This is a genomic window from Klebsiella sp. 64, assembly GCF_018223915.1.
In the GTDB taxonomy this organism is placed as follows: Bacteria; Pseudomonadota; Gammaproteobacteria; order Enterobacterales; family Enterobacteriaceae; genus Klebsiella; species Klebsiella pneumoniae.
This window is the reverse complement of record NZ_JAGRQZ010000013.1, coordinates 81,595-100,671: the sequence shown is the minus strand read 5'-3', so window position 1 is coordinate 100,671 and position 19,077 is coordinate 81,595. Positions and strand designations below refer to the sequence as shown.

General features: G+C 56.1%; 16 protein-coding genes. 6 read left to right on the top strand and 10 right to left on the bottom strand.

Features of this window, described 5'->3' with window-relative positions; translation table 11 throughout:
- Positions 1–6 precede the first annotated feature (6 nt).
- Positions 7–2,142, top strand: coding sequence for a YccS family putative transporter (gene yccS / locus KHQ23_RS10495; RefSeq protein ID WP_073553330.1), 2,136 nt, complete (start codon positions 7–9; stop codon positions 2,140–2,142).
- A 13-nt stretch (positions 2,143–2,155) separates the two neighbouring features.
- Here yccS and KHQ23_RS10490 read toward each other — a convergent pair whose 3' ends face one another.
- Positions 2,156–2,752, bottom strand: a complete 597-nt coding sequence (locus KHQ23_RS10490; protein ID WP_004179217.1) for a TfoX/Sxy family DNA transformation protein — start codon at positions 2,750–2,752, stop codon at positions 2,156–2,158.
- Positions 2,753–3,100: 348 nt separating this feature from the next.
- Between KHQ23_RS10490 and sulA the strand changes: the two genes are divergently transcribed.
- Both sulA and ompA read left to right on the top strand, forming a co-directional pair.
- Positions 3,101–3,610, top strand: a complete 510-nt coding sequence (gene sulA / locus KHQ23_RS10485; RefSeq protein WP_002898418.1) for an SOS-induced cell division inhibitor SulA — start codon at positions 3,101–3,103, stop codon at positions 3,608–3,610.
- Between the two features lie 352 nt (positions 3,611–3,962).
- Positions 3,963–5,033, top strand: a complete 1,071-nt coding sequence (ompA, locus tag KHQ23_RS10480) for a porin OmpA (protein WP_002898408.1) — start codon at positions 3,963–3,965, stop codon at positions 5,031–5,033.
- Between the two features lie 131 nt (positions 5,034–5,164).
- Here ompA and matP read toward each other — a convergent pair whose 3' ends face one another.
- Positions 5,165–5,617: a macrodomain Ter protein MatP gene (matP, locus tag KHQ23_RS10475; RefSeq protein ID WP_002898404.1), complete on the bottom strand. Its 453-nt coding sequence runs from the start codon at positions 5,615–5,617 to the stop codon at positions 5,165–5,167.
- Positions 5,618–5,802: 185 nt separating this feature from the next.
- Between matP and KHQ23_RS10470 the strand changes: the two genes are divergently transcribed.
- Both KHQ23_RS10470 and fabA read left to right on the top strand, forming a co-directional pair.
- Positions 5,803–7,560, top strand: coding sequence for a Lon protease family protein (locus KHQ23_RS10470; RefSeq protein WP_032434243.1), 1,758 nt, complete (start codon positions 5,803–5,805; stop codon positions 7,558–7,560).
- A gap of 69 nt (positions 7,561–7,629) precedes the next feature.
- Positions 7,630–8,148, top strand: a complete 519-nt coding sequence (gene fabA, locus KHQ23_RS10465; protein ID WP_002898398.1) for a bifunctional 3-hydroxydecanoyl-ACP dehydratase/trans-2-decenoyl-ACP isomerase — start codon at positions 7,630–7,632, stop codon at positions 8,146–8,148.
- Between the two features lie 68 nt (positions 8,149–8,216).
- Here fabA and rmf read toward each other — a convergent pair whose 3' ends face one another.
- The 6 genes from rmf to rlmKL all read right to left on the bottom strand — a co-directional run bounded on the left by rmf (position 8,217) and on the right by rlmKL (position 16,137).
- Positions 8,217–8,384 carry a ribosome modulation factor gene (gene rmf, locus KHQ23_RS10460; protein WP_002898396.1) on the bottom strand — a complete coding sequence of 56 codons (168 nt, stop codon included), beginning with the start codon at positions 8,382–8,384 and terminating at the stop codon, positions 8,217–8,219.
- 254 nt (positions 8,385–8,638) lie between these two features.
- Positions 8,639–9,202, bottom strand: a complete 564-nt coding sequence (pqiC, locus tag KHQ23_RS10455; RefSeq protein ID WP_002898392.1) for a membrane integrity-associated transporter subunit PqiC — start codon at positions 9,200–9,202, stop codon at positions 8,639–8,641.
- Entirely contained in the window at positions 9,202–10,839 is a 1,638-nt protein-coding gene (gene pqiB / locus KHQ23_RS10450) for an intermembrane transport protein PqiB (RefSeq protein ID WP_002898390.1), read from the bottom strand. Before pqiB ends, pqiC begins: the two co-directional genes overlap by 1 nt.
- Positions 10,829–12,097, bottom strand: coding sequence for a membrane integrity-associated transporter subunit PqiA (gene pqiA, locus KHQ23_RS10445; RefSeq protein ID WP_004147849.1), 1,269 nt, complete (start codon positions 12,095–12,097; stop codon positions 10,829–10,831). Before pqiA ends, pqiB begins: the two co-directional genes overlap by 11 nt.
- Positions 12,098–12,111: 14 nt before the next feature.
- Positions 12,112–14,019: an ABC transporter ATP-binding protein gene (locus tag KHQ23_RS10440; protein ID WP_073553331.1), complete on the bottom strand. Its 1,908-nt coding sequence runs from the start codon at positions 14,017–14,019 to the stop codon at positions 12,112–12,114.
- A 12-nt stretch (positions 14,020–14,031) separates the two neighbouring features.
- Complete coding sequence (gene rlmKL / locus KHQ23_RS10435) at positions 14,032–16,137, bottom strand: bifunctional 23S rRNA (guanine(2069)-N(7))-methyltransferase RlmK/23S rRNA (guanine(2445)-N(2))-methyltransferase RlmL (RefSeq protein ID WP_004147847.1); 2,106 nt, start codon at positions 16,135–16,137, stop codon at positions 14,032–14,034.
- A gap of 99 nt (positions 16,138–16,236) precedes the next feature.
- On the opposite strand from rlmKL, the gene KHQ23_RS10430 reads away from it, so the two are divergent.
- Positions 16,237–17,346: a YcbX family protein gene (locus KHQ23_RS10430; RefSeq protein WP_032434241.1), complete on the top strand. Its 1,110-nt coding sequence runs from the start codon at positions 16,237–16,239 to the stop codon at positions 17,344–17,346.
- Here the strand turns inward: KHQ23_RS10430 and zapC are convergent.
- Together zapC and pyrD are read right to left on the bottom strand one after the other, a co-directional pair.
- Positions 17,343–17,885 carry a cell division protein ZapC gene (gene zapC / locus KHQ23_RS10425; RefSeq protein ID WP_002898308.1) on the bottom strand — a complete coding sequence of 181 codons (543 nt, stop codon included), beginning with the start codon at positions 17,883–17,885 and terminating at the stop codon, positions 17,343–17,345. The genes KHQ23_RS10430 and zapC overlap by 4 nt on opposite strands.
- Before the next feature lie 169 nt (positions 17,886–18,054).
- Positions 18,055–19,065, bottom strand: coding sequence for a quinone-dependent dihydroorotate dehydrogenase (gene pyrD, locus KHQ23_RS10420; RefSeq protein ID WP_002898303.1), 1,011 nt, complete (start codon positions 19,063–19,065; stop codon positions 18,055–18,057).
- Positions 19,066–19,077: the final 12 nt, after the last annotated feature.

Sequence of the window (19,077 nt, the reverse complement as noted above, 5' to 3'; positions counted from 1 at the left end):
ACGGACATGATTAGCCCCCTGCTACGCCGCTACACCTGGAACAGCGCCTGGCTTTATAACGTACGAATTTTTATCGCGCTCTGCGGCACAACGCTGTTTCCCTGGTGGATCGGCGAAGTCAAACTGACCATCCCCCTCACCCTCGGCGTCGTGGCTGCGGCTCTGACCGACCTTGACGACCGTCTGGCCGGCCGTCTGCGTAATCTTGCCATTACTCTGGTTTGCTTTTTTATCGCCTCCGCCTCCGTGGAGCTGCTGTTTCCGTGGCCGCCGCTGTTTGCCCTTGGTTTGACCGTGTCTACCATCGGCTTTATTTTGCTTGGCGGCCTCGGTCAGCGCTATGCGACCATTGCCTTCGGCGCCCTGCTTATCGCCATCTACACCATGCTCGGCGTCACGCTGTACGATCATTGGTATCTGCAGCCGTTGTTCCTGCTGGCGGGGGCAGTGTGGTACAACCTGCTGACGCTGTCCGGGCACCTGATCTTTCCGATTCGTCCATTGCAGGACAACCTGGCGCGTAGCTTTGAGCAGCTGGCCCGCTATCTTGAGCTCAAATCCCGGCTGTTTGATCCTGACCTTGAGGATGAGAGCCAGGCGCCGCTGTACGATCTGGCGCTCGCTAATGGCCAGCTGGTAGCTACGCTTAACCAAACCAAGGTCTCGCTGCTAACCCGACTGCGAGGCGATCGGGGTCAGCGCGGCACCCGCCGCACCCTGCAGTACTACTTTGTGGCCCAGGATATTCATGAACGCGCCAGCTCATCGCATATTCAGTATCAAACCCTACGCGATCAATTTCGCTATAGCGATGTGATGTTCCGTTTCCAGCGTATGCTTTCGATGCAGGCGCAGGCCTGCCAGAAGCTGGCGCGGGCGATTCTGTTACGCGAACCCTATCAGCATGATGCCCATTTTGAACGGGCGTTCATGCATCTCGATGCGGCACTTGAGCGCGTGCGCGCCGGCGGCGCATCCGACGAGCAGTTCAACGCCCTCGGGTATTTACTGAATAACCTGCGCGCTATCGATGCTCAGCTGGCCACCATTGAATCGGTGCAAACCACCGCGCCTGCCGGGAGTAATACCGAGACGCTGCTGGCCGACGACAGACTCGGCGGTCTGAGCGATATCTGGCTGCGCCTGCAGCGCAATATGTCGCCTGAGTCGGCCCTTTTCCGCCACGCAGTACGTATGTCGTTGGTGCTCTGCGCCGGCTATGCCTTTATCCAGTTTACCGGGCTCCAGCATGGCTACTGGATCCTGCTAACCAGCCTGTTCGTCTGTCAGCCGAACTATAACGCCACCCGCCATCGCCTGGCGCTAAGGATTATCGGCACGCTGGTTGGGGTGGCGATCGGCCTGCCGGTCCTGCTGCTGGTTCCCTCTGTTGAAGGGCAACTGCTGTTGATTGTCCTGACCGGCGTGCTGTTTTTTGCCTTCCGTAACGTGCAGTACGCCCATGCCACGATGTTTATTACGCTGCTGGTGCTGCTGTGCTTTAACCTGCTTGGCGAGGGCTTTGAAGTCGCGCTGCCGCGTATCATTGATACGCTGATCGGCTGCGCCATCGCCTGGGCAGCGGTCAGCTTCATCTGGCCGGACTGGAAATTCCGCAACCTGCCGCGGGTGCTGGACCGGGCAATGAACGCGAACTGCCGCTATCTGGACGCGATTCTGGAGCAGTATCATCAGGGCCGCGACAACCGGCTGGCCTACCGTGTCGCGCGTCGTGACGCCTACAACCGTGATGCTGAGCTGGCCTCCGTCGTCTCGAACTTATCGACTGAACCACGCGCGGATGCCACCCAGCGAGAAACCGCCTTTCGTCTGCTATGCCTTAACCACACGTTCACCAGCTACATCTCCGCTCTTGGCGCGCATCGGGAAAAACTGTCCACGCCGGAAATCCTCGCCCTGCTGGATGATGCAGTCTGTTATGTGGATGACGCCTTGCACCATACCCCCGCGGATGAACAGCGGGTGCAACAGGCTTTGAACAGCCTGCAAAGCCGGATCCATCATCTGGAACCGCGCGCGGACAGTAAGGAACCCTTGGTCTTACAGCAGATTGGCCTGCTGCTGGCGCTGCTGCCTGAAATCTGCCGCCTGCAGCAACGGGTCCACGCCCAAACCGAATAACAAGGCTTTTCCGCTACCGGGTAGCCGCCCATTCGAGAAGCTCCTGACGCCGTGGCGTCGGGAGCGCGGCGGCATGTACCCCGGCAATCGCCCCCTCCAGCGCCAGCAATACGCTCAGCGATAAAGAAGCATTATTTACGCGTAGCCTCAACCATGCCTCCTGCGCACCAACTTCCCGCAACGTCCTAACGTCCGGTATGCCCGCGTGAATCAGCTGCAATTCCATATGAAAGCTGATATTGGGTAAATCCTTCAGGCGGCCCGACGCCCGTCGGCAGTTTTTTTCGCGCTGCGCACTCTGCCACGACAGTAGCGATAGCCGAAAAAGCTGCTGCTCATCGCGCCATAAAGTGTCGTCAATTTGATAATACTTCAGCGGCACTATGCGGCCGTGTCGGCGCAGCGTTAACAGAGGATTACGATGTTCCACCCGATAAGCAGCGCTCTGCTCGCAGGCCTTCAGATAAATGTTCCCCTCGGCCACCATCGCAAACACCGTATCATCAATAGCCAGGCTGTAGCCGCCAAAGAGCGGACGAGTATGCAGTTGACCCAGCGGTGAGACGCAGGCCTGAAATTGCGGGAGCCGCGGACAAACTAGTTTTCTCATGATCATTCCTTTGTTAATCATGTAATTAAACTTAAGTTGTTAACGGATCCGCTAAGAGAAAACATAAGGGACTTCCCGGGCAGCAGCAAGATGATTTTCGCCGACTTTTTCACCAGAATGCGGTTTTGCGAGACGCTTTCAGAAAATCGCAAGCGTTGCAGCAATCGACAGGGAGAAATGAAACCATTAGCGCGCGTTAAGGATTGGATAATGCAGGGGCTTCTTTTGACAGATAAGGAACCACGAGAAGCGATTAAATTCCCGGCAGCAAAATGGCAAATTGCGGTTGATCTTTTCCCCTGGCGAAGATACTGTATATGCATACAGTAACTAAAGGCGGGATAGACTATGTTTACTTCAGCTCACGCAAACCGTTCAGCACAGGCTTCTGCTCCGGCAGGCCACTACGCTCATCGTTCTGGCGAACAGAACACCAATGGGCTGATCAGTGAAATTGTCTATCGTGAAGATCAACCCATGATGACGCAGTTATTGCTGCTACCTTTATTACAGCAGCTGGGTCAACAGTCGCGCTGGCAGCTGTGGCTCACGCCGCAACAAAAGCTCAGCCGCGAATGGGTTCAGTCCGCCGGTCTGCCGCTGTCCAAGGTCATGCAAATTAGCCAGCTCTCTCCCAGCCATACCATAGACTCAATGATCCGTGCCCTGCGCACGGGTAATTATAGTGTGGTTATCTGCTGGCTGGCGGAGGAGTTAACCGCTGACGAACACGAACGTCTCGTTAACGCTGCCCAGGTAGGGTCCGCGATGGGATTCATCATGCGCCCGGTGCGAAATCAGGGCACGCTCGGCAGACAACTCAGCGGGCTAAAAATTCACTCAAATTTGTATCATTGAGTGAAATTAGGATTATTCCTGGAATTTTTTTTACCGCTGGGAAAGGTACAGCGTTTTTTATGGTCTTTTTCGCGGAATGCCTGCCACACGGGGATTTCTGTCTTTTTTTCGTGTACGAAAATCAACCATATTTGTTAAATATTGTGTACACAACCCTTTTTTTTCATATGCCTGACAGAGTTCACACTTGTAAGTTTCGAACTAAGTTGTAGACTTTACATCGCCAGGGGTGATCGGCTTACGCTGCATGTATCAGCATAGTTAACAACAAGTCACGCCCCCGGTGAAGGATTTAACCGTGAGGTCTTTTGTAACTTCATGGCGAATTTTGGATGATAATGAGGCGCAAAAAATGAAAAAGACAGCTATCGCGATTGCAGTGGCACTGGCTGGCTTCGCTACCGTAGCGCAGGCCGCTCCGAAAGATAACACCTGGTATGCAGGTGGTAAACTGGGTTGGTCCCAGTATCACGACACCGGTTTCTACGGTAACGGTTTCCAGAACAACAACGGTCCGACCCGTAACGATCAGCTTGGTGCTGGTGCGTTCGGTGGTTACCAGGTTAACCCGTACCTCGGTTTCGAAATGGGTTATGACTGGCTGGGCCGTATGGCATATAAAGGCAGCGTTGACAACGGTGCTTTCAAAGCTCAGGGCGTTCAGCTGACCGCTAAACTGGGTTACCCGATCACTGACGATCTGGACATCTACACCCGTCTGGGCGGCATGGTTTGGCGCGCTGACTCCAAAGGCAACTACGCTTCTACCGGCGTTTCCCGTAGCGAACACGACACTGGCGTTTCCCCAGTATTTGCTGGCGGCGTAGAGTGGGCTGTTACTCGTGACATCGCTACCCGTCTGGAATACCAGTGGGTTAACAACATCGGCGACGCGGGCACTGTGGGTACCCGTCCTGATAACGGCATGCTGAGCCTGGGCGTTTCCTACCGCTTCGGTCAGGAAGATGCTGCACCGGTTGTTGCTCCGGCTCCGGCTCCGGCTCCGGAAGTGGCTACCAAGCACTTCACCCTGAAGTCTGACGTTCTGTTCAACTTCAACAAAGCTACCCTGAAACCGGAAGGTCAGCAGGCTCTGGATCAGCTGTACACTCAGCTGAGCAACATGGATCCGAAAGACGGTTCCGCTGTTGTTCTGGGCTACACCGACCGCATCGGTTCCGAAGCTTACAACCAGCAGCTGTCTGAGAAACGTGCTCAGTCCGTTGTTGACTACCTGGTTGCTAAAGGCATCCCGGCTGGCAAAATCTCCGCTCGCGGCATGGGTGAATCCAACCCGGTTACTGGCAACACCTGTGACAACGTGAAAGCGCGCGCTGCCCTGATCGATTGCCTGGCTCCGGATCGTCGTGTAGAGATCGAAGTTAAAGGCTACAAAGAAGTTGTAACTCAGCCGGCGGCTTAAGTTATAACCGATAAAAAAACCCGCTTCGGCGGGTTTTTTTTATGCCCTCTCGCCCACTTTAGCGGCTGAGAGCTGTGAAGCAGCCCCCGGCCAGGGCAACCACCGGCAGGCGGGTCGACGATCCTACCTGGCTATTCTTTCCCTAACAGTACCTGCAGATCGTGCTTCAGGCTCGACATTTTGCTGGCATATTTCTCTTTGTGCTCGGCATCTTCAATCAGCTGGACGATGGTTTCAGACAAGGTTTTGCCCCGCCGCTGCGCCAGGCCAGCAAGACGCTGCCAAACGACAAACTCAAGGTCGATAGACTTCTTACGCGTATGCTGATGCTCAGCGTTAAAATGGCGTTTCCGTCGCGCGCGGATAGTCTGCTTCATGCGGTTCATCAGCGCCGGATTCATATGCTGCTCAATCCAGGCATGCACCAGCACAGGTTCATTCTCGAGCGTCAGCAAGTCATCTACCGCAGCTTGCGCAGCGCTGGCCTCAATGTAGCGGGTAATCAGCTCACCTTCCCGGTGCTTCTTTACCAGATATTTCCATTTCCAGCCGCTTTCAAGATTTTCCAGTTGTTGATATTTCATTGCGATCTCAATGTGACCGTGTAACTCATTTCAGGATATCAGTTTTTTTCTGATGTGCTGAATATAAATCATTATTCGTGAAGTCTGCGACCGGGTAATCATCAGGGTAACCATAATCCTCCGTGTGCTCGGTCGCGGCATCAGGTATAATTGCGCGCTTTACATCTAACTAAAAAACAGCGACTTTGACCATTACGAAACTGACCCGAACCGACCTTGCGCCTGATCTGGAAGCTTACCAGGCGCTGTTTGCTCAAGCTGAACTTTCCCATCCGGCCCCCTCCCTCTCGGGCGATCTGCAGCCGCGTTTGTTCTATGGGCTTGAGCAGCTGCTGTACACGCCGGCAGTCTCCTCCTTCATGCTGGTGAAAGCCCCTGAAGAGCCGGAATATCTGCAATGGCTGGCGGCTGAAACCCGGACTCTGCACGAGCCTGCCGCACCGCTTTACGGCGTCCGCTATGAGGTAACCGACGCTCAGGTGACGCTCGCACCGGCGCAGGGCGCTGAGGATAATTTCGCCAGCACTGCCCCGGTCGTGATGGCCGATTGGGTAGAAGCGGAACAGCTGTTTGGCTGCGTACGCCAGTTTAACGGTGCAATCACCCTCCAGCCTGGGCTGGTCCATCAGGCCAACGGCGGCGTGCTTGTGCTTTCGCTACGTACACTGCTGGCGCAACCGCTGCTGTGGGTGCGTCTGAAAAATATGGTGACTCGTCAGCGCTTTGACTGGCTTTCTATGGATGAATCGCGTCCGCTGCCGGTCAGCATTCCCTCTATGCCGCTGAGTCTGAAAATCATCCTGGTGGGCGAACGCGAATCGCTGGCCGATTTCCAGGAAATGGAGCCGGAGCTGGCTGCGCAGGCGATCTATAGCGAGTATGAAGACACTCTGCAGTTTGCTGACGCCGACACGCTAAAGGCCTGGTGCCAGTGGGTATGGCAGAATGCGCAGCAGCTGGCGCTGCCGGGCCCGGCAGCCGATGCCTGGCCTCTGCTGATCGATGAGGGAACGCGCTATACCGGCGATCAGGAGACCCTGCCGCTCAGTCCGCTATGGATAACCCGCCAGCTGCGGGAGGCTGCCGCCTTCTGCGAAGGCGAGGAGATTACCGGCGAAGCGATGCAGACCATGCTGGCGCGCCGGGTATGGCGTGAAGGCTACCTGGCGGAGCGTATGCAGGATGAAATCCTGCAGGAACAGATCCTGATTGAAACCGAAGGCGAATGCGTCGGGCAGATCAACGCCCTCTCGGTGATCGAATTCCCCGGTCATCCACGCGCGTTCGGTGAACCTTCACGCATCAGCTGCGTCGTGCACATTGGCGATGGCGAATTTATCGACGTCGAACGTAAAGCCGAGCTGGGCGGTAACATTCATGCGAAAGGCATGATGATTATGCAGGCTTTTCTGATGTCCGAGCTGGAGCTGGAGCAGCAGCTTCCCTTCACTGCTTCGCTGACCTTTGAGCAGTCCTACAGTGAAGTGGATGGCGACAGTGCCTCCATGGCGGAACTCTGCGCCTTAATCAGCGCCCTGGCCAACGTACCGATAAATCAGAGCATCGCGATCACCGGCTCCGTCGACCAGTTTGGTCGCGTGCAGCCGGTCGGCGGCCTGAACGAGAAAATTGAAGGCTTCTTCACTATCTGTCAGCAGCGCGGTTTAACCGGCAAACAGGGAGTGATTATCCCTGCCGCCAACGTTCGTCATCTCAGCCTAAGCCACGAGCTACGTCAGGCCGTTGCCAACAACCAGTTTGCTATCTGGGCCATTGACGATATTACCGAAGCGCTGCCGATGTTGACCCAGCTGATGTGGGACGGTGAAGGACAGACGCTGCGACAAACCATTCAGGAGCGGATAGCGCAGGCGACCCAGCAAGAGACTCGCCATCGTTTTCCGTGGCCGCTACGCTGGTTAGGTGGGACAAGTTCTAACTGATCGGACTTGTTCAGCTTACACGTGTTAGCTATCCTGCGTCCCGAACTTAAAATAAGGCTTACTGAAAACATGGTAGATAAACGCGAATCCTATACAAAAGAAGATCTTCTTGCCTCTGGTCGTGGTGAACTGTTCGGCGCGAAAGGCCCGCAGTTACCGGCACCAAACATGCTGATGATGGACCGCGTCATCAAAATGACCGAAACCGGTGGTAACTACGATAAAGGTTATGTTGAGGCAGAACTCGACATCAATCCTGACCTGTGGTTCTTCGGTTGCCACTTTATCGGCGATCCGGTGATGCCGGGCTGCCTGGGCCTGGATGCTATGTGGCAGCTGGTCGGGTTCTATCTTGGCTGGCTGGGCGGCGAAGGCAAAGGCCGCGCGCTGGGCGTTGGCGAAGTGAAATTCACCGGTCAGGTTCTGCCGACCGCGAAAAAAGTCACCTACCGCATCCACTTCAAGCGCATTGTTAACCGTCGTCTGATTATGGGACTTGCGGATGGTGAAGTGCTGGTTGACGATCGTCTGATCTACACCGCGAACGATCTGAAAGTGGGTCTGTTCCAGGATACTTCCGCTTTCTGATAACATTCAGCAGCGATTAAAAGGCGAAGCCCCCGCTATGCGGAGGCTTCTTTTTTAAAGAGACAGTGTCAGGCCGTTAGTACCCTGTCCTCCATGGCTTCTCGCCAGCCTCCCAGCCACCATGAGCGTTGATTCAGGCTCTGGTATGGACACATTTCTTTCGATCTTCCCGCGATACCCGCCTGATATCCGCGTTGGTGTGCCCGTTCCAGGCGATCTCGTTTTTGTCTCTTCATGCCTCGTTTCCCTCATTCTTTGATCTGGTGGAAAAGAAAACAGTGGTCGCAAATTGTGCAGCCACGGGTTACGAATACCGCGAAAAGAAGGCAACGTCAATGCGCAAAATTCACGCCAGTGTCATATTTGTGACCTATATAAGAGTTCATTTTTTGTTCGCTCGGCGTAGCCGCCGGTAACGAACTGACCTGGCAAAAAAAAATGCCGCGCGGCCCAGGTGAACCACGCGGCAGATCATTATGATGAATTTTACTTATGGCAGACGATTAAGCTCGCTGGCAATGGCAGCCGCCTCCTGGCTCCACGCCTGCGCCAGGGTCTTGACCATCGCGTCATAACCATCCTGTTCCTGCCTGAGGACGATGTTAAACGGGCGCTTAATCAGCTGTCCCTGATGCTTCAGCAGCCACTCACCGCTAACGATAACCCGCCCGTCATAGCGACCATGAAAGCCATTGACCGCAACGTTGAGGGTATCCTGCTCGCTCCCCAGCGGCTGGGACGACACTACCCAGCCGGGTAACTGCTGGCTGAGATTTGCCACCAGCGTAGTGCGCAGCTGCTGATCCAGCGGACTGGCCCACAGATTATTATTGGCGATCACATACTGCACGTCGGTGGTCTGATAGACCACCCCGTTACCCGCCAGATAATCCGGGATGCTGACCTGCTCTACCCACAGCAGACGTGCCCCCTGACTGGCGGCGCTCTGCGCGCCGCCCTGCACAACCGGTAGCTGATAGTATGTCTTGCTTTCCCCGCCGCTACTGCACGCCGTCAGTACGCATACGGCTGCCGCCAGTAACCATTTTTTCATTATTTCGCTCCCTTCGGCTGTGGATCTTTTTTATCCTTCGCCTCAAACACCAGCGCATTGCTCTTATCATTTAGCGTTTTCAGAACCGGCTGCAGCTCACGCAGCACTTGATCCAGACGCTGCATATCGGCCACCATCTTATTGTAGGCCGCAGAGCCCGGCTGGAAGCCCTGCATGCTACGGTTCAGTTCACGCAGCGTCGTCTGCATATCGGCGGGCAGCTGCTGCATTGACTGGCTGGAGGTGATCTTATTCAGATTATCCAGCGTGGTCTGCACGTGCTGCATCGTCTTCTCGCTCTGCGCCAGGGTGCTGGTCGCCTGCTCCAGCAGCGGATTAATCGGCAGGTTATTAATCTTATCCAGCGCATCCATCAGACGCTGCTGGATCTGTGCCAGTCCACCGCTGATGGTCGGGATAATCGGATAGCCGTTAAACTCCTGTATTTTCCCGCGCGGGGGCGCCTTCGGATAGAAGTCGAGATCGATATACAGCGCGCCGGTCACCAGGTTACCGGTTTTCAGCGAGCCGCGCAGTCCGCGGTTGATCAGATCGTCAATGTGGGCGCGAATATTCGGATCGCCGCCAAGCTGATTAATCAGCCGTTGCGGTTCAACCCGCACTTCCACTGGAATACGATAGTCATCGTTCAAACGCTGCTTCAGCCCCGGAATAAAGAACGGCACTTTGCCGACGGTGCCCAGACGGATACCGCGGAACTCCACTGGCGCGCCCGGCTGCAGGCCGCGAACCGAGTCTTTGAAGAACATGACGTAATCGATATGCTCGGTAAAGACTGAATCCTGGATGCTCTTCTGATCGTCAAACAGATGGTATTCCGTTTTATTCGCCACCGGCTCGCCGAGGTCCAGTCCTTCAGGAATATCGAAGCTCACCCCGCCGCCAAACAGCGTCGACAGCGAGCCCATCTCGACGCGCATCCCCGCCGAGGTCAAATCTACAGCGATCCCGCTGTCCTTCCAGAAACGAACGTTGGTGGTCACCAGGCGATCGTTCGGCGCATTGATGAACAGCTGGTAAGTTATACGACGTTTCTGCGTGTCGAAGGTGCTGGTTTCCACTGACCCCACGCGATAGCCGCGGAACAACACCGGATCGCCCGGCGACAGCTGGCCCGCCTTGCTGCTTTCCAGCAGAATACGGATCCCCTTGGCATCCGGCGAGGCCAGCGGCGGAGAATCCAGTAGCGGATACTGCGCTGGCACCGAACCTTTCGTTCCCGGCTGCAGTTCAATATAGGCCCCGGACAACAATGTCCCAAGACCGCTGATCCCCTCGCGCCCAACCTGCGGCTTTACCACCCAGAAGACGGAATCGTTGTGCAGCAGCTTCTGCATCCCGGAATTGAGGCGGGCTTTGATTTCCACGTGGGTGAGATCGTCGGTCAGCGTCGCGCTCTCCACCACCCCAACGTCTACGCTGCGGCTCTTGATCCGGGTTTTTCCCCCTTCAATCCCTTCCGCATTGGTGGTGATCAGCGTGACCTCAGGCCCCTGATGGCTGTAATGATAAAACAGGATCCATGCCCCGATTAGCGCAGTGACGATAGGGAAGATCCACACCGGTGACCAGTTCTTCACCTTCTGCACTTTCGCTTCTCCGCTCTTATTTTCCATGTTGTTGTATTTCCTCATGGCTTGAATCTGGCTCACGATCCCACAGTAAACGGGGATCAAATGTCATGGCTGAAAACATGGTCATCACCACCACCAGCGCAAACATGACCGCGCCGATGGCTGGATAGATATTCATTAACCCTCCCATGCGGACCAGCGCAGAGAGCACGGCGATGACAAAAACGTCAATCATTGACCAGCGGCCAACAAATTCCACCACCTCATAGATCAGATGCATGCGCTCCGAATCTCGCGCGCCGTTGCCGTTGGCGTTCCAGCATAACCAGGCGATAGCGATCATCTTCAGCGTCGGCACCATAATACTGGCGATAAAGATCACCAGCGCCACCGGATATGAACCTTCGCTCCACAGTAAAATCACCCCGGCCATAATGGTCGATGGCATTTTATCGCCCAGCAGATCGGTGATCATGATCGGCATAATGTTGGCAGGGAGATAAAGGATAAATGACGTCACCAGCAGCGCCAGCGTCCACTGCAGGCTATTTTTGCGCCGCGCCGTTCCTTTACTGTTACAGCGCGGGCAGACGGTCTGATCGACCGGCAACACCGCCGTACAGCAGGCACAGGAGCGCAGCCCCTGACGGATACCGGTCACCCCGACCTTCAGCGGCTGGGTAATGGCCGGCATGGGGGCAATATCATCCCATAGCCAGCGGCGGTCGACGCACTGAAAAGTACGTAACTGCAGCAGGCAAAACATACACCAGGGAACAAAGCTCAGACCGATGCCGATATCACCGTAGGCCATCAGCTTGACGAAGCTCACCAGCACGCCGGCAAGAAAGATCTCCGCCATGCCCCAGGTTTTCAGTTGAAAGAGAATTCGCGCAAGGAACGTCTTCAGGCCGGCAGGCATTCTGACCCGATTAACCAGCAGCAAAATGGTGACCAGGCAAAACGCCGGCACTAATTGAACAAAGAGTAAAAAGAAAGTCCCGAGACTGGCGTAATCCTCGGTAAACAGTACGTTGGGAATTTCCAGCAGCTCTATTTCGCTACTGATGCCGCCCACTTTCATATAGATAAAAGGGAACAGGTTGGCCAGCAGCAGCATAAACAGCGCGACCAGCGCATACGCCGTGGGACGCTGGCGAGGCGCGTCCCACGTGGTGGTTAACGTTGTACCGCAGCGCGGGCAGGCGGCTTTCTGGCGATGCTCAAGCTGCGGCAAAGCCACCAGCAAATCACATTGGGGACATAGAATATGTCGCGCAGCATGATGATGATCGCACATGACAACTCCTCGGCTCAGGCGCCGTTCTTTAATCCTTCGAGATATTCCCAGCGTTCAAAGGCCGCTTCCAGCGCCTGCTCCGCTTCGGCCAGCTGCGCCAGCACCTGCTGCGTGCGATCGTGCGGTTGCCCGAAGAAATCGGGATCGGCAACCTGATCCTGCAGCGTCTGCAGTTCGGCCTCGAGAGCCTCCAGCTTCTGCGGCAGTTGTTCCAGCTCGCGCTGCAGGTTATAGCTTAGTTTGTTCCCGCCGCGTTTGACAGTTTCTGCTTTTGGCTGAGCGACTTCCGTCGTTTTTTTAACGACCGTCTGCTTTTGCGCCAAAGACTGGGCCTGCTGACCGCGTGCGTCGTGATAGCCGCCGACGTACTGGCCAATACGACCGCCGCCTTCGAAGATCCAGCACTCGGTCACGGTATTGTCGACAAACTGACGATCGTGGCTCACCAGCATCACGGTCCCCTGATAGCCATCGATCAGCTCTTCCAGCAGCTCCAGCGTTTCAACATCGAGGTCGTTAGTCGGTTCATCAAGGATCAGCAGATTGCTGGGTTTCAGGAACAGCCGGGCCAGCAGCAGGCGGTTACGTTCCCCTCCGGAAAGCGCACGTACCGGGGTCATCGCTCGTTTCGGATGGAACAGGAAGTCCTGTAGATAACCCAGCACATGACGTGGCTTACCGTTAACCATTACCTCCTGTTTGCCTTCCGCCAGGTTGTCCATCACCGTTTTATCCGGATCCAACTCCGCGCGGTGCTGGTCGAAGTAGGCGACCTCCAGCTTGGTGCCAACATGGATCCGCCCGCTGTCGGCCTGCAGCTGGCCGAGCATCAGCTTCAGCAACGTGGTTTTCCCGCAGCCGTTGGGGCCGATCAGGGCGATCTTGTCGCCGCGCTGGATCTGTGCGGAGAAATCCTTCACCAGCACTTTGCCGTCAACCTGATAGTTGACGTTTTCCATCTCAAAGACGATTTTGCCGGAACGGGAAGCCTCCTCAACCTGCATCTTCGCGCTGCCCATCACTTCCCGGCGCTCACCGCGCTCGCGGCGCATCGCCTTCAGCGCGCGGACTCGGCCTTCGTTACGGGTCCGGCGCGCTTTGATACCCTGACGGATCCACACCTCTTCCTGGGCCAGCTTGCGGTCAAATTCCGCATTCTGCAGTTCTTCGACCCGCAGGGTTTCTTCTTTATCGAGGAGATACTGATCGTAATTTCCCGGATAGGTCACCAGCTTGCCACGATCGAGGTCGACAATGCGCGTCGCCATATTGCGGATAAAGGAACGGTCATGCGAAATAAAGATAATCGTGCCTTTAAAGGTTTTCAGGAAACCTTCCAGCCAGTCGATGGTTTCGATATCGAGGTGGTTAGTGGGCTCATCCAGCAGCAGCACGCGCGGCCCACTGACCAGGGCGCGGCCCAGCGCCGCTTTACGTAGCCAGCCACCGGACAGCGACGCCAGCTGCACATTGGCGTCAAGGCCCAGCTGCTCAATCACTTCGTTAATGCGGCTGTCCAGCTGCCATAGTCCCAGGTTATCGAGCTGCTCCTGCAGGCGCGCCAGTTCATTTAAATTTTTGTCGCTCGGATCGGTCATCACCTGATGCGACACGTCATGGTAGGCTTTCAGATAAGCCGCCTGCTCGGCGATCCCTTCGGCGACAAAATCGTACACCGTACCAGCAACGTTCCGCGGCGGATCCTGCTGCAGACGCGCCACGATCAGGTCCTGTTCATAAATGATGCGTCCGTCATCCAGCCCCTGTTCGCGGTTGAGGATCTTCATCAGGGTAGATTTACCGGCGCCGTTGCGTCCGACGAGGCAGACGCGTTCGTTATCTTCAATATGCAGCTCGGCATTATCCAGCAGCGGCGCATCGCTGAAGGAAAGCCAGGCGCCGTGCATACTAATCAGTGACATTATTTATTCCTTTCAGGCTGCGGTAATCAGCCAGCAGTTGTGGATCTGACGGTTGCGGGCAAAATCCTGCGACAGCGTTTTTTGCGAAATCTCTTGCGCCTTCAGGCCAAGCGCCGCCAGCCCGTCATGATCCATACGGAAACCGCGTTTGTTATTCGAGAACATAATGGTGCCGCCTTTACGCAGCAGACGTTTTAGATCGGTCATCAGGCGAATGTGATCGCGCTGGACGTCAAACGCATCTTCCATTCGTTTGGAGTTGGAAAAGGTCGGCGGATCGATAAAGATCAGATCGAACTGCTCGGTGCTCTCCCGCAGCCAACCCAGCACGTCCGCCTGCATCAGGCGATGCGCGCGGCCGGTCAGGCCATTGAGACGCAGGTTGCGTTCCGCCCACTCCAGGTAGGTGCGTGACATATCCACCGTGGTGGTGGATCGCGCACCGCCGAGGCCTGCGTGGACGCTGGCGCTGCCGGTATAGGAGAACAGGTTCAGGAAGTCCTTACCTTTACTCATCTGGCCGAGCATGCGACGGGCGATACGGTGGTCGAGGAACAGACCGGTATCCAGGTAGTCGGTGAGGTTGACCCACAGGCGCGCGTTATACTCCTGTACCTCAATAAAGTCGCCCTTCTCCGCCATCTTCTGATACTGGTTTTTCCCCTTCTGCCGTTCACGGGTTTTCAGCACCAGCTTGTTAGGCGCCATGTCCAGTACGGCGATAGTCGCAGCGATGATGTCGAACAGACGCTGGCGCGCCTTATGCGCGTCGACGGTTTTCGGCGGGGCATACTCCTGGACCACCACCCAGTCGGCATAGCGGTCAATGGCCACGTTGTATTCCGGTAGATCAGCATCGTACAGGCGATAGCATTCAATTCCTTCCTGGCGGGCCCATTTTTCAAACTTCTTCAGGTTCTTACGCAGACGGTTAGCAAAATCCTCCGCCAACATCGCCGGCTTGCCGCCTTCGCTCTCCGCCAGGTGATAATTCTTCTGCACGCAGTCCAGCGGGCCGTTCTTGGCTTTAAACTGCTTGTCGGCACGCAGCTGCAGGCAACTCAGCAGCTCCGGCGAAGCGCTGAATACCGACAGGTTCCAGCCGCCAAACTGACTTTTCATTATCCGGCCAAGCAGGCTGTGCAGAGCGATCAGCGCTGGCTCGCTTTCCAGACGTTCGCCGTACGGCGGGTTACTGATCACCGTCCCGTACGGGCCTTTCGGCAGCGGGTTGTTCAGTTGGGCGACGTCTTTCACGTCAAAATCGATCAGCTCGCCAATGCCGGCGCGGCGGGCGTTGCGGCGCGCGCGCTCGATTACGCGCGCGTCGACGTCTGAGCCGTAGAAGCGTGACTCATACGCTGCCAATCCCTGACGAGCGCGGGTTTGCGCTTCCGCCTTCACCTCTTTCCAGATGGCGTCATCGTGCTGCGCCCAGCCGCCAAAGCCCCAGTGGCCGCGGTGCAGGCCCGGCGCGCGGTCGGTCGCCAGCATCGCCGCTTCAATCAGCAGGGTACCGGAGCCGCACATCGGATCGAGCAGCGGCGTACCCGGTACCCAGCCAGAGCGCATGACGATCGCCGCCGCGAGGTTTTCTTTGATCGGCGCCATTCCGGTACCATCGCGATAGCCGCGCAGGTGCAGGCCTTCGCCGCTCAGATCCAGCGAGATGTGCGCCGTCTCTTTGTTCAGCCAGACGTTGATCCGCAGATCGGGCGACTCACGATCGACGTTCGGGCGCGGTAGATTCTTACGGGTGAAGCTGTCGACAATGGCGTCTTTAACCTTCAGCGCGCCGTACTGGCTGTTACGGATCTCGTCATTGAGGCCGCTAAAATGCACCGCGAAGGTGGCGCCAGGGTTGAACATCTCCGTCCACGGAATGGCCTGTACGCCGAGGTACAGATCCAGATCGCTGTATACGCGACATTCGCCCAGCGGCAGCATGATGCGCGAAGCCAGCCGGCTCCACATCAGGCTTTGATACAGCAGGCGCGTATCCCCCTGAAAATGGACCCCGCCCTGGACTACCTGGCAGTCCGTCGCGCCAAGCCCTTCCAGTTCAGTTTTTAACAGCTCTTCCAGCCCACGAGCCGTACTGGCAAACAGAGAATTCATATCGTCACTTTTACTTAAAGAAAATTGGTGCGCATTATAGCCAATATGTGCCCTATGTCATAAAGTTATAGGCTTATTTTTGGAACCCGGAGGCAGCGTATGGTAACGCTATCGCGACTTTTTATTCATCCTGTTAAATCCATGCGCGGCATAGGCCTGACCCACGCCTTTGCTGATATCAGCGGCCTGGCCTTCGATCGCCTGTTTATGGTCACCGAAACCGACGGGACCTTTATTACCGCTCGCCAGTTTCCGCAAATGGTGAAATTTATTCCGGCGCCGCTGCATGATGGCCTTCACCTGACCGCACCGGACGGCAGCAGCGCCGTGGTGCGTTTTAGCGATTTCGCCACGCAGGCCGAGCCGACCGAAGTCTGGGGCAACCATTTTACCGCCCTCATCGCGCCCGCCGCCGTTAACCAGTGGCTCAGCGGCTTTTTCAAGCGCGATGTCCAGCTGCGCTGGCTGGGGCCGCAGCTAACCCGCCGGGTAAAGCGCCATGATGCGGTGCCGCTCTCCTTCGCCGACGGCTACCCTTACCTGCTGGCTAACGAGGCCTCCCTGCGCGATCTGCAACAGCGCTGCCCGGCCAGCGTAAGCATAGAACAGTTTCGCCCTAACCTTGTGGTCACCGGCGCGGCGGCCTGGGATGAAGATAGCTGGAAAGTGATCCGCATCGGCGAGGTGGTGTTTGACGTCGCTAAGCCGTGCAGCCGCTGCATTTTTACCACCGTCAGCCCGGAGCGCGGTCAGAAGCATCCCGCCGGGGAGCCGCTGGAAACCTTAAAGCGTTTTCGTACCGCGCTGGACAATGGCGATGTCGATTTTGGCCAGAACCTGATTGCCCGCAACAGCGGGGTGATCCGGGTGGGAGATGAAGTGGAAATCCTTACCCGCGGCCCGGCGAAAGCCTACGGGGCAGGTGAAAGCGACGATACCCCGGCTCCCGAGGCGCAGCAGCAGGCTACGGTTGCCATCGAATGGCAGGGTCAACAGTTTACCGGCAATAACCAGCAGGTGCTGCTGGAGCAACTGGAACAACAGGGCATTCGCGTACCCTATTCGTGTCGGGCGGGGATCTGCGGCAGCTGCCGCATCCAGCTGGAAGAGGGAGAAGTGAGTCCGTTAAAGAAAAACGCGGTTGCCGGGGATGGCACTATTCTCGCCTGCAGCTGTGTACCGAAAACAGCGCTACGCCTGGCGCCTTAAACCGCCTGCCCCAGACTGTAGCTGACCGCGCTCTGCGCCGGCTGCAGTCTGTCATTCATGATTTTAATGACATCGCCCAGCTGCATGACGCGGCCGGCAAGGGTGAGACCCGGCTGAGCCAACAGACAGAGCGCGGCGTTATCGCCCGGCTCCACCACCAGTAAATTCACCTGCTCGCCGGTATCGCTCAGCCAAACGCAGGCGGCGTCGCCGCCGCTCGGCTGCCAGTGATGGGTATGGGCGATAAAGTGCCAGCTTTTCGGCATCTGCGGTTTGAGAAAACGGATGGCGGTGAGCGCGTTAAGGACTAATTCCGCCCGCTGCTCTTTCGATAGCTCGAGATCACGACATTTTTCTTCAAAAGAGAAATAGAGCGCGGCGTCATCAACGCAAAATCCCGAAGGGGCAAAGGCATCCGGAGTCAGCATGCGCCGGGCGAAGCGCGAGCGAAATAACATGCCATTGGCCAGATCGAGCATCATGCGGTCGTGCTCTTCATCGTAATACCAACGCCAGTTATCGTCAGGTTTAATCCGCATTTTTCCCCCTGTCCCCTTTCATACGCCTCTGCAAAGTTGTTGCGACTTACCGCAGAATATTTTCTAAAATTAAGAAAAGTCTAAAATGTTTAAATAAGCAACAGTGAGGGAATATAAAACAACCAGGGCCGGAAATAAAGCCCTGGGTGGGATTCAGAGGAGGAAAAGATTAGATGTGGGTAACAATTTCTTTAATCAGCGGCGGACCTTTAAAAATAAATCCAGAATAGATCTGCACCAGCGATGCCCCGGCGGCAATCTTTTCCCGCGCGGCAATCACCGAATCAATGCCGCCCACGCCGATGATAGGCAAACGGCCATTCAGCTCAGCGGAGAGCATACGGATAATTTCAGTGCTTTTTAATTGTAATGGACGACCGCTAAGCCCGCCGGTCTCATCGCAATGTTTCATTCCCTGAACCAGGGAACGATCGAGGGTGGTATTGGTTGCAATCACGCCATCAATATTATGACGCACGAGGCTATCGGCAACCTGGATCAATTCCTCAGGCAAAAGATCCGGCGCGATCTTTACGGCGACCGGGACATATTTTTGATGCTTCTGCTGCAGCTCGAGCTGCTTATTTTTAATACCGGAGAGTAAATCATCCAGCGCTTCGCCGTATTGCAGCGTGCGCAGCCCTGGGGTATTCGGCGAGGAGATATTAATGGCGATATACCCGGCGTACGGATAGACTTTTTCCATACAAATCAGGTAATCATCTTTCCCGTGCTCAACCGGCGTATCTTTATTTTTGCCGATATTGATACCCAGCACGCCGTCAAAATGCGCCTTTTTCACATTCTCAACCAGGTTATCGACGCCATGGTTATTAAAGCCCATGCGGTTGATCAATCCCTCGGCATCAACCAGACGGAAGATCCTTGGCTTATCGTTGCCCGGCTGCGGACGCGGCGTCACGGTGCCGATCTCGATCGAACCAAACCCCATCGCGCCCAGCGCGTCAATGCATTCCCCATTTTTATCCAGCCCGGCCGCCAGACCCAGCGGGTTTTTAAAGGTTAGCCCCATGCAGGTGACAGGCCTGGCCGGTACCTTCTGGCGAACCAGCATTTCCAGCGGCGTCCCGGTGACACGGCGTAATTGTTGAAAGGTAACTTCATGAGCGCGCTCAGGATCGAGCTGAAAAAGGGCTTTACGAACGAAGGGGTAGTACATGAACTCTCCTGG